This window comes from Bacillus cereus group sp. BfR-BA-01331, from assembly GCF_022663915.1.
Taxonomy (GTDB): domain Bacteria; phylum Bacillota; class Bacilli; order Bacillales; family Bacillaceae_G; genus Bacillus_A; species Bacillus_A mycoides.
The window spans coordinates 18,279-34,025 of sequence record NZ_JAKUGJ010000015.1; the positions used below are offsets into that span (position 1 = coordinate 18,279).

Sequence of the window (15,747 nt, forward strand, 5' to 3'; positions counted from 1 at the left end):
CTTTTCTATTTTTCACGTTTTTCTTTAATTGCTACTGTACATCTTGATATGCATAGTAACTCATCATTTTCATCAATGATGCGAATATCCCAAACCATTGTCGATTGTCCTCTATGTATCGGTGTTCCAATTGCTGTTACAATTCCATCTTGCTTTGAGCGAATATGATTTGCATTAATTTCTAATCCGAAACAAATACATTTTTCTTGATCAATTAAATTGTATGAGCCAACACTTGCCACAGTTTCTGCTAATGCAACAGATGCACCGCCATGTAAAAATCCAAACGGCTGATGCGTGCGTTCATCAACAGGCATTGTAGCAACTACTTTATCCTCTGTCATTTCTAACAACTCAATTCCAAGCGAATCCATTAAAGTTTTTGACATATCGTTTTCAACCTCTCTCCCTTTAGATCAAATGTATAATTTTACCTGTTTAATTTCAAACTACCTATAACACTTATATAAGGAGGTTTCACCTAAATGAAACAGAAATTTTGTATACTATTGCTTATGTTCTCCTTGCTGACTATTGTACCAAATTGTGCAATAGCAGCCAAAGCATCCAACCTGACAATCAATGTTAAGACTGTAACGCAAAAAGGTAAGAAACCTTATATAGAATATCAAATTAATAGGCCTTCCTTTCACAACTTTTCTGATTCGAAATTTCAAAATAAGCTGAATTCCTATTACAAAAACTCTACTACTAAATTTAAAAGTAAATTAGAAAAAGAAGCGAAGAAATATTATGAAGAAACAAAAGGATCTAGCACACCTTTTCATCCATACGTTGCAAATGTTGACTATAAAGTAGCTTTAAACAAACCACCTTTCCTAAGTCTATATGTGAATTACTATCAATATACAGGCGGAGCGCACGGACTGTATACGTGGAAGGCAAATACATTTGATTTAAACGAAAAAAAATTATTACACTTAGACGATTTATTTCAACAAGAGGATAAATATAAAGAAATAATTCGCACAGAGATTGTAAGACAAATTAAACAAAATGAAAGCATTTATTTTCCTGATGCAGTCGAAAAAGTAACAAGCACTAAAAAGTTTCACTACTTTTTAGAACCCGATAATCTTGTGATTTATTTCCCTTTATATGAAATTGCTCCTTATTCAAGCGGAATTCCGCAGTTTCGTATTCCATACACATTGCTTAGAGACTATTTAAAGCCTTCTTATCAAAATATTTTGATTGACAACAAGTAAATATTTTCGCTACGATAATGTTAACCTAAACACAACTGGAGGTTAACATTATGAGGAAGCTTCATGTTTTAGATTTAGCATTAGCTGCCATGTTCGTCGCTCTTATGGCTATTGGTGCAAATATTGTATCGTGGGCACCATTCTTACAAATAGCGGGCATTCCATTATCTATGCAACCATTTTTCGCAATTTTAGCAGGTCTTCTTCTCGGGAGTAGACTTGGGGCATTATCAATGACTGTTTACATGCTTGTTGGAGTAGCAGGTGCGCCAATCTTCGCTAACTTCAAAGCTGGATTTGGAGCACTTTTAGATCCTACTGGTGGTTTTATTATCGCATTTATTATCGTTGCTTACGTATCAGGAAAACTAGTAGAACAAAAAGAACGGCCAACATTCAGCACCTTTGCAATTTCTTCTTTCGTCGGAATCATTTTAACGTATATTATCGGTACTACTTATATGTACGGGGCAGTCAATATTTTCATGGGTGGTAATATGAGTTATAAAGCTGCCTGGATGATTATGATGTGGTTCGCAGTAAAGGATATTGCGTTTACAATTATCGGCGCTATTATCGCACCTCGCATATACTATGCTGTACGTCGTTCCGCTTATCAGCATTCTCATTCGACGATTTCATAATAAACAAGGAGCTGTTCCTATAGGAACAGCTCCTTGTTTATTATATTAAGACTCTTGCTTCATTTGCTCGTCTAAAACTTTCTTCATCATTACTAGCATATCATCACGTAATTCTGGGTGCTGCAATGCCATTTCAATTGTCGTTTGAACGAATCCTAATTTTTCACCAACGTCATAACGCTTTCCTTCAAAATCATATGCAAATACACGTTGAATTTCATTTAAGCTTTGAATGGCATCCGTTAACTGAATTTCGCCACCCGCTCCAACTTGTTGCTGTTCCAAGAACATAAAGATTTCAGGAGTTAAAATGTAACGTCCCATAATCGCTAAGTTTGAAGGCGCAGTACCTTGCGCTGGTTTTTCAACGAATTTACGAACTTGATAACGACGTCCCTCTTGCTCTAACGGATCAATAATTCCGTAGCGATGTGTTTCTGCTTCAGGAACAGTTTGTACACCAATAACAGAAGAAAGTGTTTTGTCATACTCGTCCATTAATTGACGTAAACATGGTTTTTCAGCTTGAACGATATCATCGCCTAATAATACTGCAAACGGCTCATCACCAATGAATTTACGTGCGCACCAAACAGCATGTCCTAATCCTTTTGGTTCTTTTTGTCGAATGTAATGGATATCTACCATTTTAGAAGAAGCTTGTACTTTTTCAAGTAACTCATACTTTTTCTTCTCTAATAAGTTTTGCTCTAATTCAAATGCGTTATCAAAATGATCTTCGATAGAGCGCTTTCCTTTACCAGTAACGATAATAATATCTTCGATGCCTGATTTTACTGCTTCTTCTACGATGTATTGAATTGTTGGTTTATCTACAATTGGAAGCATTTCTTTTGGCATTGCTTTCGTTGCTGGTAAAAAGCGTGTTCCTAATCCCGCTGCCGGGATAATTGCTTTTCTCACTTTTTTCATGACAAATACCCTCGCTTTTCATTCTAATTCTCTTAGTAAAGTGTAAATTTATAACACTCGCTCGTAATAATCCTCTACATCAAACAAAACTACAAGAAAAGAGGAGGCCGTTCTCCGTTCTCCTCTTTTCCTATCAGTAGCATTCTATTCTATTATAAACGATTCATAATATCTTCTTTAATAGTAAGTAACTTTTGTTCACTATTTTGTAAAGAATCATCTTGTACACCAAAGTAGAATTTAATTTTCGGCTCTGTTCCAGATGGACGTAAGCAGAACCAAGAACCATCTTCTAATTGATATTTTAACACATTTGATTTCGGTAAGTGAATCTCTTCCTTATTTCCATCTTGTAACGTTGTAATGATGCTTTCTTTATAATCCTCAACTGCAACGACTGTTAAACCCGCTACTTCTTTCGGAGGATTCTCACGGAATGTTGCCATCATCTTTTGAATCTGTTCGGCACCATCTTTTCCTTTTAACGTTAACGATACAAGGTCCTCACGGAAGAACCCATACTTCTTAAATACTTCTAGCAGACCATCGTATAACGTTTTACCTTGTGATTTGTAGTATGCAGCTACTTCACATGCAAATAGGACGGATTGCACCGCATCTTTATCACGGCAGAATGAACGGATTAAATAACCGTAGCTTTCCTCATAACCGAATTGGAATTCATATTGTCCGCTTTCTTCATACTGTTTAATTTTTTCGCCGATAAATTTAAATCCAGTTAACGTATCAACTGTATCTAAACCGTATGCTTTTGCGATTGTACGGCCAATTTCAGACGTTACGATTGTTTTTAAAACAACACCGTTTTCTGGAAGCGTTCCGTTTTCCTTCTTTTGTGATAATAAGTAATCAAGCATTAACGCACCTGTTTGGTTACCAGTTAATACTTGGAACTCACCATCGTGATTGCGAACTGCTACACCAAGGCGGTCTGCATCAGGATCTGTTGCGATTAACACGTCTGCGCCTACTTTTTCACCGTCGCGAATTGCATACTCAAACGCTGCATGCTCTTCTGGGTTTGGTGATTTTACTGTAGAGAAGTTTGGATCTGGTAACTCTTGCTCTTTTACAACTGTTACATCTGTAAATCCAACTTCTTCTAAACCACGGCGTACCGAAATATTTGATGTTCCATGCAATGGTGTAAAGACGATTTTTAAATCTTTTCCTACTTCTTTCACCATCTCTTTATTAATAATGACATTGTTCAATTCTGCTGCATAAGCATCATCTACTTCTTGTCCAATTATATGTAATAAACCGTCAGCTTTTAATTGCTCAACATCAGCAACTTCAACTGTTAATTCATTCTCTACTGCATTTACGTAGCTAATTAACTCATCAGCTTCTTTTGGAGGCAATTGTCCACCATCGTCACCATATACTTTATAACCATTATATTCAGGCGGATTATGGCTTGCCGTAAGAACGATTCCACTTGCTGTATGTAAATGACGAACTGCGAAAGAAAGCACTGGTGTTGGACGTAAGCTTTCAAATACATATGTTGTAATACCGTGTGCACCAAGAGTAGCAGCTACTTCCATTGCGAATTCAGGTGATTTATGACGAGAATCATACGCTACAACAACACCGCGTTTTTTCGCTTCTTCACCTAAGTTTTCAATAAACATAGCCAATCCTTTTGTTGCTTTACGAACTGTATATACATTTAAACGGTTCGTACCAGCACCAAGTTCACCACGCATACCACCTGTGCCGAACTCTAGATTTTTATAAAAGCTATCCTCGATTTTCTTCTCATCTTGCTTCATGTTTTCTAGCTGTTCTTTTAATTCTGCGTCTAATTCTGCATATGAAAGCCAGCGACTAAATTCTTGTTTCCAATTCATACTTCCATCTCCTCTCGCCTGTCGTACCTTCATTATATGAAAAAAACAACCTGAATCTCAATATTTTTTAAAATCTAGCAGGATTTTACTATAAATATTTGTATACACTATGGTTAAATACTCCACCAAAGGGAATGAGGATTATGCAAGAATGGGGCTTGTCAGAAGAGCTCAAAATAAAAACAAAGCAGATGATTGAAATTGCTGAAAAAGAATTATCAAACATGAAGCATGCAATCGATAAAGAAGATGAATGTATTTTATGTAAAATGGAAGATATTCATCATATGTTAACAAATGTACAGACGTTAGCAGCTACATATTATATTCAAGCATATTTATCACCTTATACGGAAAGTTCACATTTCATCACTACAGCTGTCCAACATTTAAGCGCTCGAAAACACGGTGCTCTTATTATTGTGGAACGAAGTGACGCTCTTGATTCTTTCATTCAAACTGGAACGACATTAAACGCACACTTAACCGCGCCACTACTTGAATCGATTTTTTATCCAGGGAACCCTCTTCATGACGGAGCCGTTCTCATTAAAAATAATCATATTGTCTCAGCAGCTAATATTCTTCCATTAACAAAAAGCATGGAAATCAATCCTGAGCTAGGAACACGTCATAGGGCTGCAATTGGCTTATCCGAGAAAATTGATGCACTTATATTAGTTGTCTCTGAGGAAACAGGCCGTACTTCATTCGCTTTAGGCGGGACGTTATATACGATTTCTTTATAGGACGAATCTTTCACTATGTAGCACTTTTTGGAACGGTAAAATAATAAATGAAATTATATGAACCGTAACTCCAAATATATCGACGTTTCGACAAGGAGTATCGACTTACCGACAAAAACTTACAATAGTCATACCATATCAATAAGAAAAGGCTATCCCAAAAATTTGAGACAGCCTTTTCTTCAAAAATTATTCTTCTCCGAAACGCTCAACAAGTGTTGCAAGTGTACGCACCATTGCACCTGTTGCTCCAGATGGTCCTAAATCATGTGCTCCTGATGTTTCAGATGTTCCAGCGATGTCTAAGTGTACCCATGGTGTTTCTTCTGCAAATTCACCAATGAATGTCCCAGCCATAACCGCATGTCCTTCACGGCCTGGTGAGTTATTTAAATCAGCAAATTTACTGCTTTTGACACGTTCTTTATCACGTTCAAAAATCGGCAATTGCCAAATTGGCTCATCCGTTTCCATAGAAGCCTCTAACACTTGTTCAAACAATTCTTCATTATTTGTCATCGCGCCTGTTGTATGATTTCCAAGTGCAACAATTACACCGCCTGTTAATGTTGCAACATCAACTAAGTAATTTGCGCCAAGTTTCTTCGCATACGTAATACCGTCAGCTAACGCTAGGCGACCTTCTGCATCTGTATTTAATACTTCAATTGTTTTTCCGCTCATAGATGTAATCACATCATCTGGCTTAAATGCTGTACCACTTACAACGTTGTCAGTTGATGGAATAACAGCAATTACATTTTGCTCAGGGCGAAGTTCACCGATAATCTCCATCGCGCCAAGAACAGCTGCAGCGCCGCCCATATCACCTTTCATACCAACCATGCCTTCACGTGGTTTTAAAGAATAACCGCCTGTATCATATGTAATCCCTTTTCCAACAAATCCAATTACATCTTTCCACTCTTCTTTTCCTTTATAAATAAGAGCGATCATTTTTGGAGGTTCAGTAGATCCTTGGTTTACTGCAAGTAATGCACCCATACCAAGCTCTTCCATCTCTTCTTTCTCAAGAACCTTATAATCCATATCGTATTTTTCTGCTAATTCAACTGCATACTCAGCAAGCTTTGTCGCTGTTAATACGTTTGGCGGCATATTTACAAGCGTACGAGCTGAATTCGTTGCACGTCCATGTACATATCCTACCGTTAATGCTGCTTCAATTTCTTGTGCATCTTCTGCTGTAATAGCCGTAAACTTCTCTAATTCTACACGATCCTTTTTATCTGTTTTATACGTTTGTAATTCATATGTACCAAGACCTTGTACTTCTGCCGCAATATGAGCTACATCAATCGCATCTAATTTATCTGTCACGAAAGAATCAAGTAAGATTGCTGCATCTTGTACTTTTGCTGCTTGTAACGCTTTAAACGCCTTACCAAGAGCCGCACGTAACGTTTCTGTTGTATATGACTCTTTCTTACCTAAACCAACAAAATAATAACGTTTAACATTTGTTTTTCCTAAGCTATGTACTTTTGAAATGGCTTTCTTCTTAGTTGAAAGTTCTTTTTCTTCTAATAAAACTTGTAATTGTCCTTCAAACGCTTTATCCAGTTCTTGTACAAAGCTACTCGTTTTATCTTCTTCAAATAAGGCAACAATTACCGCTTCATGACTTACTAATTCTTTTTGTACTTGAAACATGTTCAGACCCCCTAAATTTCTCTACGTCCATTATAACTTTATTTTCGATAAAATGCGACAATTCTAAATTCTGTTATTTCATATAAAGTGAAACTTTAATCAGCCCGCACCAATCGGCGTTTACGGGCAGCAGGGCTCCCCCCTAACTTCTTTGCCCCAGCTGAATTTTGAGGTGGGAGTTTTACCGGCCGCAAATAGCAGGATAAAGATGCTATCTCCAATATCTTCTATGGTGAAATAAGACAAGAAAAAAGTCTAGCGTTATTGCCACTAGACTATCTTTGTTTTAAATATTGTCCACGAAACACTTGCATCGTTTCGTCTTGATTTAACATCGTTAACTCTTCTTCCGAAAACTTGCCATTTCCTATTTTCACTATATACACATTTACTTTTTTCTTACCCCATTGGCTATAAACATCTTTCACCGTATCATAATATAAATCGAGACGATTTCCTTTTATAGCACCGCCCTTATCAGCTACAACACCATATCCGTAACCTGGCACGAATAGAATTGTCCCAAGCGGGAATACGCGTAAATCGGCAGCGATTGTGGAATATAAATCCCTTTTTGCTTTAACACCTGAATATGTAATGCCATACTCTGGATGCCCCGCCCTCTTTCCAGTTGACTCTATACCTGATGTATAACCAGTTGCAGTCATTTCTATAACACGATATTTAGACCAGTCATTTGCCTGCTCTAAAGCATTTATCACTTCTTTACTCGGAGCAACTTTTTTCTCAATTTCTGCTGCATGTACTTCTTTTACACTTGTTCCTTCATATGATTTTATAATCTCTAATAAAGAAACTCCTGTGAAAGCCTGCCATGTTACGCATAATGCGAATGCAAGTAAACAAGTCATCATAATGCGAATACAATATCGTTTTAACATTTTTATATTCCACACTCCTTCATCGTTAATCATTCCCTATACGATGAAGGAATATGCAAAAAAATAATCTCCAAATTGATTGGAGATTAAAACATTTGATATCCACTTTTTCGAAGTTTTTTAATTATGATTCCTGCTAAAGCAGCACCTACTAATCCAGTAGATAGAATAAACACATCTGCGTGTCCTAAATGCGATACACTTGTCCCAAATGAAGAAAATGTTTCTTTTGGCTTTGAAAAATAGTCCCATACACTCGCTTTATTAATAATAAGCATACAAATAATCGGATATACAATAACCATTACCCACGTAGCTCGCAAAATCATGTTGAGTAAAAATCCAATTCCAAAAAATAAAATAAAGAACAACATCATTGAAATAAGTAGTACCGGTATACTCACTTCTTCTCCCTCTCCTTCGCATACGCCGTAAACACATGATAAGCCGTATAACCAAATTGCTCTCCTGGATTTAATGTTTTGTCCATTTCAAAATGCGACTCTGCTCTTCCTTCTAATAAATATTTGATGAGTACAGAAGTATTTTGATCATCTGCAATATTTTCCGGATGTAAAAAAGCTACTTCCGACAATTCTTTCTCCTGTACGATAACGTCTTCTCCCTCTGGCTCTAGAAGAAAAATAATCATATTATCACTAATTTCATTATGAATAACACCTGAGCGAATACCAATGATCCCCTTTACATGAGCAACAATGCCTGTCTCTTCCAATATTTCACGTTTCACAGCTTCATCAACAGTCTCGCCTTCATTAACAAAACCAGCAGGTAAAGACCATTGCCCTTTCAATCCACCGTATTTTTTCTTAACGAATAGCCATCTCCCATCTTCTGTAGCTACTAAGCCACTGACAGCTAACCACACTTTCCCTCGCTTCCCCATGATGTAACCTCCTCCATCGAAACGAACAGAATATTCTTTCTTTTTTATATATTATACTATATTTTCAATACGAAAAAAGCAGAAACAGCTCATAGCCGTTTCTGCTTTTTCTACTATATATTAAAAGAACTTCAATTTACCTTTTTTAAGAACTAATAAAGGTCCGCCTAGTAAGAATAAGTAACGGTTGTCAATTACTTTCTTCATGAATGAAGCTTTCCAACCTGTTAACTTTTTGCCCATAACAACGCCCATTGCATCGTCATGACCTAATGAACATACAGATCCTTTATTATCAAATGCGAACTTTTTCATTTCACCTTTGCCGCGAACTAACACAGTTAAATTGTGTGCAATATTATAACCTTCTTGAATTGCAATCTGTGCTGTTGGTGGGTATGGACGGTTAATTTCTTCGTTGATGATTAACGCTGCATCACCAACCATGAATACATCTTCATGACCTGGAGCGTGCATGTACTCATCCACTTTAATACGTCCGCGCATTGCTTCAAATCCAGACTCTTCCACAATACCATTACCACGAACACCTGCAGCCCAAACTACAGTTTCAGATTTAAGAAGTTCAGCATCATCACCGTTGGCAACGATAATACCTTCTTCAGTTGCTTCCTTAATTGCTGTACCGATGCGGAATTCTACACCTTTTTTCTCAAGTTGTTTTACAGCGTACTCTACTAATGCTGGATCGAAACCAGGAAGTGCTGTTGGAGCAGCTTCTACACAGATGATACGTGCTTTTTCACGTGGAACATCGTACTCTTTGCAAAGTTCAGGAATACGGTTTGCAAGCTCACCTACGTACTCGATACCAGTAAATCCAGCGCCACCAACAACGATTGTTACTAACTCATCACGTTTTTCAGTCGCATATTGGGCGAATTTTTCTTCCATATGCTCACGAATTTGACGAGTTGCATTAATGTTAGTGATTGAGAATGCATGCTCTTTTAATCCTTTAATTCCGAACGTTTCTGATTCGAAACCAAGACCGATTACTAAGTAATCATACTCTAATTCACCATCTTTTAAGATAATACGTTTTTCAGCAGCTTTAATCTCTACTACTGTATCTTGTACAAAGTTCACTTTATTTGTATCGATAACGTCTTGAATATCTAGACAGATTTTATCATCTTGTAATGTACCAGCTGCACTCTCATGTAACCAAGTTGCTTGGTAGTGATAGCTGTTGTTGTTTACTAACGTAATTTCAGCTTCACTTACAGATAATGTTTTTTGCAGACGAACAGTCGTAATCATCCCGCCATAACCTGCACCTAAAACTACGATTTTTGGAGTCTTCACTAAATCACAACCCTTTTCTTTATATAATAGTAATAAAAAATAATACCAAGTACTAAAAACTCTATTTGTCAAGAATGTGGAATTTATCACATTCTATATCATAACAAAACGCAGTCAAAAAATCGTACGAAATTTGTCATAGAAATTTAACATAATACTTCCCTATATTAGTCGGTTTCATTCCATAATTCAAGCACCTAGAGAATTATCAATATTTTAAAATAACATAGCGTTTTCAAGGGTTTTTCAGCCTTTTTTTCATGTATTTTCCTTTCGCTATATTTTATACAATTCTAAAACATCTATGCGCAAACTTACTTATTATTCAGTCGTTTCCAGAAGTATTATTAACTGAAATATGCTATCATTTATTTGAAAGTGTCATCATTTGCAGGATTTTCATGTACATATGAACAATATATGAAATCAATATTAAAATTCCATCATCTATAGGGGGAATGAAAATGACAGAAAATCAAAAAGTTTACGACATAACGATTATTGGTGGTGGCCCAACAGGACTATTCACCGCATTTTATGGCGGAATGAGACAAGCAAGTGTAAAAATTATTGAAAGCTTACCTCAACTTGGAGGGCAATTATCCGCACTATATCCCGAAAAATATATTTATGATGTAGCTGGATTCCCAAAAGTGCGCGCACAAGAGTTAGTTGATAACTTAAAAGAACAAATGAAAAAGTTCGATCCAACTGTTTGCTTAGAAGAAGCTGTTGATACGCTTGAAAAACAAGCTGACGGTATATTTAAACTTGTTACAAATAAACAAACTCACTACTCTAAATCTGTCATTATTACTGCTGGTAATGGTGCTTTCCAACCACGCCGCTTAGAATTAGAAGGCACAGCAAAATACGAAAAGAAAAACTTACATTATTTCGTTGATGATATGAATAAATTTGCTGGAAAACGCGTCGTTGTATTCGGCGGTGGTGACTCAGCAGTAGATTGGACAATGATGTTAGAACCGATTGCGGACAAAGTTACAATTGCTCATCGCCGCGATAAATTCCGTGCACATGAACATAGCGTAGAAAGCTTAATGAATTCCCGTGCAGAAGTAAGCACACCTTACGTTCCAGTTGAACTTATCGGTGATGATACTATTGAACAAGTTGTTCTTCAGCACGTAAAAACAGAAGAAAAAATTATCATCGATGTTGATGACGTAATCGTAAACTACGGCTTCGTTTCTTCACTTGGTCCAATTAAAAATTGGGGCTTAGATATTCAAAAGAACAGCATCCTCGTGAACTCAAAAATGGAAACAAATATTCCTGGCATTTACGCTGCTGGTGACATTTGTACATATGAAGGAAAAGTAAAACTCATTGCTTGCGGCTTTGGTGAAGCACCGACAGCAGTAAACAATGCAAAAGCTTACTTCGATCCAAACGCAAAACTTCAACCAATGCATAGCTCAAGTATGTTTTAATATAGAAATGAAAAGAGCTCCTTTTACGTGAAAGGAGTTCTTTTCATACTCTCTCCTTTTCCTAACTAAAATACATTGCAATTTGATAAAAAAACACTACTTCCTTCCAAAATATGTTACAATAAAAACGGAACATACGTTTCATTTAATAAAGGGAGGTTTTATTCATGAAAGAACCTATTATCGTAAAAAAAGAAGCTTTCCAAGCAATCGGCGTTTCTATTACGACGACAAATGAGAAAGAAGCATCTACTGAAGGAAAAATCCCACAACTTTGGAACCAATACTTCCAAGAACAAATCATGCATCACATCCCAAATCAACAAACAAAAGAAACATTCGCTTTCTACTCAAACTACGAATCAGATGAAACTGGTACATATCAATTTACTATTGGCATGCCTGTTTCTTCATTAAAAGACGTTCCTGAAAATATGACAGCTTTAACAATACCTGCTGCTACGTATGCGGTATTTACAACGAGAAAAGGTCCTGTGTCTGAAGTCGTTTGTGAAGCTTGGGAATATATTTGGCAATGGTCGAAAGAAAACAAGCGTGCTTTTACAACAGACTTTGAGCTTTATGACGAAAATGCAGTAGATCCAAATAACGTACAAGTGGATATTTATATTGCCTTAGCGTGAATGACAAAAAAGAAGATACCCTTTGGTATCTTCTTTTTTGTCGTTAAATAGCCACTGTGCAAATTCATTATTATTGTCTACAATGAGAAAGTGCAGTATAGAAATATTAGAAACTGTATAAAACGATTGTTAATAGGTTTTTTAGTCTAAATTTGGTACATAGAAAGGAAGCAATATGGAGGAACTACAACAAAATAAATCTGCTTTAGAAGGAAGCGGAAAACCGTTATTAAAAAATACGAACTTCCTTTTTCTTTGGGCAGCTACTCTCTTTTCAAGTTTTGCTTTAGCCTTTTTTACTTTTTCACAAACATGGTACATAGCAAAAACATTAAACCTTGAGGCTTCACTCGGTATTGTTTTCGTGGCTCTTAGTGTTCCAAGACTCATCTTTATGATTATCGGCGGTGCATTAGCTGATAAATTCCCGAAAAAAAATATTATGTTTTACTCTAATATTATTCGCGCTATTCTTGTCGCAACCATTCTCACCTGGTTCATCGTCGGTGATGTAACACTATATACATTTGCTTTGTTTGCTTTGTTCTTCGGACTTGCTGACGCTTTCTTCTGGTCAGCAGATGGATCTATTCTGCCTGAACTTGTAGAAAAAAGCCGTTTAACACAAGCAAATTCACTTACTCAAATGACAAACCAAGGATCGGTCATCTTGGGCCCTGTACTTGGCGGTATTCTCATTAAATTTACGAACTATGAAACAATCTTTTCAATTACAATCCTGCTACTCATTATCGCTGCGATACTCGTTCAAAAAATACAATTTACAGTACCCGAAAAAAATGAAACAGATAAAGGCATGTTTACTTCTATTAAAGAGGGAATTTCATATGTAAAAGAATCACCATTTCTTTCAACTTTCCTTATATGTAGCGCCTTTTTAAATTTATTTTTAATCGGCCCAATGCAAGTAGGCTTCCCGCTCTTCGTCAAAAACGTTCTGCACGGTGATTCACTTCAGTTTAGTTACTTAGAAGCGTCTGTTGGCGGCGGGATGGCGATAGGAGCTGTCATTGTCGGATTAAAAAACATTAACCGCAGACGTGGTCTATTTTGTATTATCATGATGCTACTGTCTGGTGTATTCTTCCTAGCCATCAACTTTAGCACCGTACTTTGGCAAGCGTTATTAGCTGGAATGTTTTACGGTATTACAATTGCGATGGCTATCGTTCCACTTATGGCAATGATTCAATCAACAGTAAAAGAAGAGATGATGGGACGCGTGATGAGCTTACTCATGCTTTCATCGATGGGATTCATTCCGCTCTCTTACGCATTTACATCGCTTGCACTTGGGATAGGCATTCCAATTGTAACGGTTATGAAAAGCGGTGCAATCGCCGTTATCGTCTTTGTACTATTTGTAGCAATTCGTGTTCCAGTTGTAAGAAAGTTCGATTAGCTACTTGGAGTCATGTATTATACGCATGGCTCCTTTTTAAATGGATCGAATAACGGTATTCCCTTACTTCTCCTTAATGCCGCTCCCCACTCTAATCCAATTTCTAAAAATAAATCTCGCATCGTACTATACAATAATGCACCAACATCTTTACGAATTTCTCCGTACTTATACGCTCTCACAACACTTTTCACCCGCCAAATTAAATTTCCACACACTTCTTCATCAGCTAATATTCCCTCTAATAAAGCACCTTGCTCTAGTAATCCGCTCTTTTTATAAGCAAGTTCCACCTTACTCCAAAATATATTAATCTTCTTCGGATTACTCGTCATCGGCACCAGTGCATATATAAAAGGCTTCGGTATATCGTGACGACAATACGTTTCATCAAGCTCGTACGTTACTTTTCTTTTCTCTTTTATTTGTGGAATGTTTTTAGAAAGAATTGTTTCCCCCTCATTTTTTTGCTCATTTCCACTACAGCCATCTGCACGATCATCACTTTCACATGCGGACATTTTCATACGGTCATCCATGCGGTCAATCGCAGATTTAAGAAATACATATAAGTTTGCACTATATCCCCCGCGCTTATATCTTTCTTTTGTCGCAACACGTTTTATAATCCCTAGTTCCTCTAACTTGGCAATCGAGCGGCGTACCGTACGAATACTCTTTCCAACTTTTGTAGCAATCGTCTCCATTAACGGACAAGCAACTCCCACTGTTTTCTGTTTCTCATTCACTGCATACTTTCCTAAAAAATGAATAATGATAGCATCCGTTTTATTCAATTGAAATCGATAGCACTTCAAAACTTGTTTTTGATATGTATTAAACTCTTCTTTACTTCGAAATTGACTATATGGTTTCATTAAATTATATAAGCTTCCCATTTTTATCACCTCATTTATAAGTAAGAGGCCGGAAGAGAAATTGGCGTGATATTTAATATTTTTTTACTGGAGATGAAAATATGATTGTAATTAGCGCTTGTTTAGGTGGTATCGCTTGTCGGTATGATGGTAACGATAATCTCGTTTCAAAAATAGAAGAGTTATTACAAAGAGAAGACACCATCCTCGTTTGCCCCGAAGTATTGGGCGGTTTACCTACACCACGCCCTTCAGCTGAAATTATTGGCGGGAATGGCGATGATGTTTTAGACGGAAAAGCGAAAGTGATGACAAAAGACGGTGAAGATGTTACAGAAGCTTTCGTGCTTGGTGCTTATAAAGCATTGGAACAACTGAAAGGCTTACAACCAGAATATATTATTTTAAAAGAACGCAGTCCATCTTGTGGTAGTTCTACTATTTACACAGGGGAATTTAACGGCAATAAACAAACTGGTTACGGAGTGACAACTGCTTTATTTAAAAGACACGGATTTAAAGTCATTTCAGAAGAGGATTTTGAGAACGAAAAAAGGAATTGACCCTGTTCGTCAATTCCTTTTTTCATTCTTATTTTGCACCTAATTTTTCTTTCACTTTCGCAGGAAGCTCGTCTTTCTTCACTTCTTCCCAAGCTGATACACCTTTTTTATCTGAATGATATACACGTAGGAATGCATCTTTACGAAGATTTTTTTGCGCTATGAATTCTAATTCTTTCTCTTTACCATCTTTATCAAAACCAGTTAGTTTATATTCGTAATCTTTATATGGTTCACCATTATCAGATTTACCATTATACTCTTTTCCATCTACTGTAATTTGAACGTAATACTCATCTTTACCCATACGGTTTAAATCACAGCCAACTAATAGGCTTGCAAATACGACTAAAATACTAAAAAGTGCAATATATCTTTTCAATTCCTTCACCTCATATGTTTTTCTTATATTGTTATCTTAAGGCCTTCGCTTTAAAGAAGAAATTCAAAAACATGACATAAACATTACACTTTTGTAAGATAGTAAATTAAAACTTTAATCAGTGTTTTTTCATTGAAAACGTTATTGACACTCATCTAG

At 36.6% G+C, this 15,747-nt stretch carries 17 protein-coding genes; 7 read left to right on the plus strand and 10 right to left on the minus strand.

Annotated features, from left to right (window positions below; translation table 11 throughout):
• Positions 1–5: 5 nt before the first annotated feature.
• A complete protein-coding gene (locus MR155_RS21795; protein ID WP_002034550.1) occupies positions 6–389 on the minus strand; it encodes a hotdog fold thioesterase in 384 nt (127 codons plus the stop codon).
• 96 nt (positions 390–485) lie between these two features.
• Here MR155_RS21795 and MR155_RS21800 point away from each other — a divergent pair, with 96 nt between their 5' ends.
• Both MR155_RS21800 and MR155_RS21805 read left to right on the plus strand, forming a co-directional pair.
• Positions 486–1,229 (plus strand): DUF3298 and DUF4163 domain-containing protein, encoded by a 744-nt coding sequence (locus MR155_RS21800; RefSeq protein ID WP_242311066.1) that lies wholly within the window; start codon positions 486–488, stop codon positions 1,227–1,229.
• 50 nt (positions 1,230–1,279) lie between these two features.
• A complete protein-coding gene (locus MR155_RS21805; RefSeq protein ID WP_242311067.1) occupies positions 1,280–1,873 on the plus strand; it encodes a biotin transporter BioY in 594 nt (197 codons plus the stop codon).
• Between the two features lie 45 nt (positions 1,874–1,918).
• Here the strand turns inward: MR155_RS21805 and galU are convergent, their stop codons facing one another.
• Entirely contained in the window at positions 1,919–2,806 is an 888-nt protein-coding gene (gene galU / locus MR155_RS21810; RefSeq protein WP_002015869.1) for a UTP--glucose-1-phosphate uridylyltransferase GalU, read from the minus strand.
• A 152-nt stretch (positions 2,807–2,958) separates the two neighbouring features.
• On the minus strand, positions 2,959–4,683 hold the full coding sequence (locus MR155_RS21815; protein WP_113938360.1) for a phospho-sugar mutase: 1,725 nt from the start codon (positions 4,681–4,683) through the stop codon (positions 2,959–2,961).
• A 143-nt stretch (positions 4,684–4,826) separates the two neighbouring features.
• Between MR155_RS21815 and cdaS the strand changes: the two genes are divergently transcribed.
• Positions 4,827–5,432, plus strand: coding sequence for a sporulation-specific diadenylate cyclase CdaS (cdaS, locus tag MR155_RS21820; protein ID WP_002067925.1), 606 nt, complete (start codon positions 4,827–4,829; stop codon positions 5,430–5,432).
• A gap of 189 nt (positions 5,433–5,621) precedes the next feature.
• Here the strand turns inward: cdaS and pepA are convergent, their stop codons facing one another.
• From pepA to MR155_RS21845, 5 genes are all read right to left on the minus strand, one after another.
• Positions 5,622–7,106, minus strand: coding sequence for a cytosol aminopeptidase (gene pepA, locus MR155_RS21825; protein ID WP_242311068.1), 1,485 nt, complete (start codon positions 7,104–7,106; stop codon positions 5,622–5,624).
• A gap of 275 nt (positions 7,107–7,381) precedes the next feature.
• Positions 7,382–8,008, minus strand: coding sequence for a 3D domain-containing protein (locus MR155_RS21830; protein WP_219301091.1), 627 nt, complete (start codon positions 8,006–8,008; stop codon positions 7,382–7,384).
• A gap of 86 nt (positions 8,009–8,094) precedes the next feature.
• Positions 8,095–8,412, minus strand: a complete 318-nt coding sequence (locus MR155_RS21835; protein WP_002089308.1) for a YuiB family protein — start codon at positions 8,410–8,412, stop codon at positions 8,095–8,097.
• The gene (locus tag MR155_RS21840) at positions 8,409–8,915 is read right to left on the minus strand and encodes an NUDIX hydrolase (RefSeq protein WP_002015875.1); all 507 of its coding nucleotides are present in this window, start codon (positions 8,913–8,915) and stop codon (positions 8,409–8,411) included. Before MR155_RS21840 ends, MR155_RS21835 begins: the two co-directional genes overlap by 4 nt.
• A gap of 120 nt (positions 8,916–9,035) precedes the next feature.
• On the minus strand, positions 9,036–10,244 hold the full coding sequence (locus tag MR155_RS21845; protein ID WP_002067919.1) for an NAD(P)/FAD-dependent oxidoreductase: 1,209 nt from the start codon (positions 10,242–10,244) through the stop codon (positions 9,036–9,038).
• A 464-nt stretch (positions 10,245–10,708) separates the two neighbouring features.
• On the opposite strand from MR155_RS21845, the gene MR155_RS21850 reads away from it, so the two are divergent.
• The 3 genes from MR155_RS21850 to MR155_RS21860 all read left to right on the plus strand — a co-directional run bounded on the left by MR155_RS21850 (position 10,709) and on the right by MR155_RS21860 (position 13,765).
• Positions 10,709–11,698 carry an NAD(P)/FAD-dependent oxidoreductase gene (locus MR155_RS21850; protein WP_061690105.1) on the plus strand — a complete coding sequence of 330 codons (990 nt, stop codon included), beginning with the start codon at positions 10,709–10,711 and terminating at the stop codon, positions 11,696–11,698.
• A gap of 167 nt (positions 11,699–11,865) precedes the next feature.
• Complete coding sequence (locus MR155_RS21855; RefSeq protein ID WP_242311069.1) at positions 11,866–12,342, plus strand: GyrI-like domain-containing protein; 477 nt, start codon at positions 11,866–11,868, stop codon at positions 12,340–12,342.
• A 175-nt stretch (positions 12,343–12,517) separates the two neighbouring features.
• A complete protein-coding gene (locus tag MR155_RS21860; RefSeq protein WP_002034542.1) occupies positions 12,518–13,765 on the plus strand; it encodes an MFS transporter in 1,248 nt (415 codons plus the stop codon).
• A gap of 17 nt (positions 13,766–13,782) precedes the next feature.
• Here MR155_RS21860 and MR155_RS21865 read toward each other — a convergent pair whose 3' ends face one another.
• Positions 13,783–14,664 (minus strand): helix-turn-helix domain-containing protein, encoded by an 882-nt coding sequence (locus tag MR155_RS21865; protein WP_242311070.1) that lies wholly within the window; start codon positions 14,662–14,664, stop codon positions 13,783–13,785.
• Between the two features lie 80 nt (positions 14,665–14,744).
• Here MR155_RS21865 and MR155_RS21870 point away from each other — a divergent pair, with 80 nt between their 5' ends.
• Positions 14,745–15,206, plus strand: coding sequence for a 2-thiouracil desulfurase family protein (locus MR155_RS21870; protein WP_242311071.1), 462 nt, complete (start codon positions 14,745–14,747; stop codon positions 15,204–15,206).
• Positions 15,207–15,234: 28 nt separating this feature from the next.
• Here MR155_RS21870 and MR155_RS21875 read toward each other — a convergent pair whose 3' ends face one another.
• A complete protein-coding gene (locus MR155_RS21875) occupies positions 15,235–15,588 on the minus strand; it encodes a YxeA family protein (protein WP_242311072.1) in 354 nt (117 codons plus the stop codon).
• Positions 15,589–15,747: the final 159 nt, after the last annotated feature.

Excerpts from the sequence above, each read along its gene's own strand:
- MR155_RS21795 (WP_002034550.1), bottom strand. The coding sequence starts at position 389 with ATGTCAAAAACTTTAATGGATTCGCTTGGAATTGAGTTGTTAGAAATG.
- MR155_RS21800 (WP_242311066.1), top strand. The coding sequence starts at position 486 with ATGAAACAGAAATTTTGTATACTATTGCTTATGTTCTCCTTGCTGACT.
- MR155_RS21805 (WP_242311067.1), top strand. The coding sequence starts at position 1,280 with ATGAGGAAGCTTCATGTTTTAGATTTAGCATTAGCTGCCATGTTCGTC.
- galU (WP_002015869.1), bottom strand. The coding sequence starts at position 2,806 with ATGAAAAAAGTGAGAAAAGCAATTATCCCGGCAGCGGGATTAGGAACA.
- MR155_RS21815 (WP_113938360.1), bottom strand. The coding sequence starts at position 4,683 with ATGAATTGGAAACAAGAATTTAGTCGCTGGCTTTCATATGCAGAATTA.
- cdaS (WP_002067925.1), top strand. The coding sequence starts at position 4,827 with ATGCAAGAATGGGGCTTGTCAGAAGAGCTCAAAATAAAAACAAAGCAG.
- pepA (WP_242311068.1), bottom strand. The coding sequence starts at position 7,106 with ATGTTTCAAGTACAAAAAGAATTAGTAAGTCATGAAGCGGTAATTGTT.
- MR155_RS21830 (WP_219301091.1), bottom strand. The coding sequence starts at position 8,008 with ATGTTAAAACGATATTGTATTCGCATTATGATGACTTGTTTACTTGCA.
- MR155_RS21840 (WP_002015875.1), bottom strand. The coding sequence starts at position 8,915 with ATGGGGAAGCGAGGGAAAGTGTGGTTAGCTGTCAGTGGCTTAGTAGCT.
- MR155_RS21850 (WP_061690105.1), top strand. The coding sequence starts at position 10,709 with ATGACAGAAAATCAAAAAGTTTACGACATAACGATTATTGGTGGTGGC.
- MR155_RS21855 (WP_242311069.1), top strand. The coding sequence starts at position 11,866 with ATGAAAGAACCTATTATCGTAAAAAAAGAAGCTTTCCAAGCAATCGGC.
- MR155_RS21860 (WP_002034542.1), top strand. The coding sequence starts at position 12,518 with ATGGAGGAACTACAACAAAATAAATCTGCTTTAGAAGGAAGCGGAAAA.
- MR155_RS21865 (WP_242311070.1), bottom strand. The coding sequence starts at position 14,664 with ATGGGAAGCTTATATAATTTAATGAAACCATATAGTCAATTTCGAAGT.
- MR155_RS21870 (WP_242311071.1), top strand. The coding sequence starts at position 14,745 with ATGATTGTAATTAGCGCTTGTTTAGGTGGTATCGCTTGTCGGTATGAT.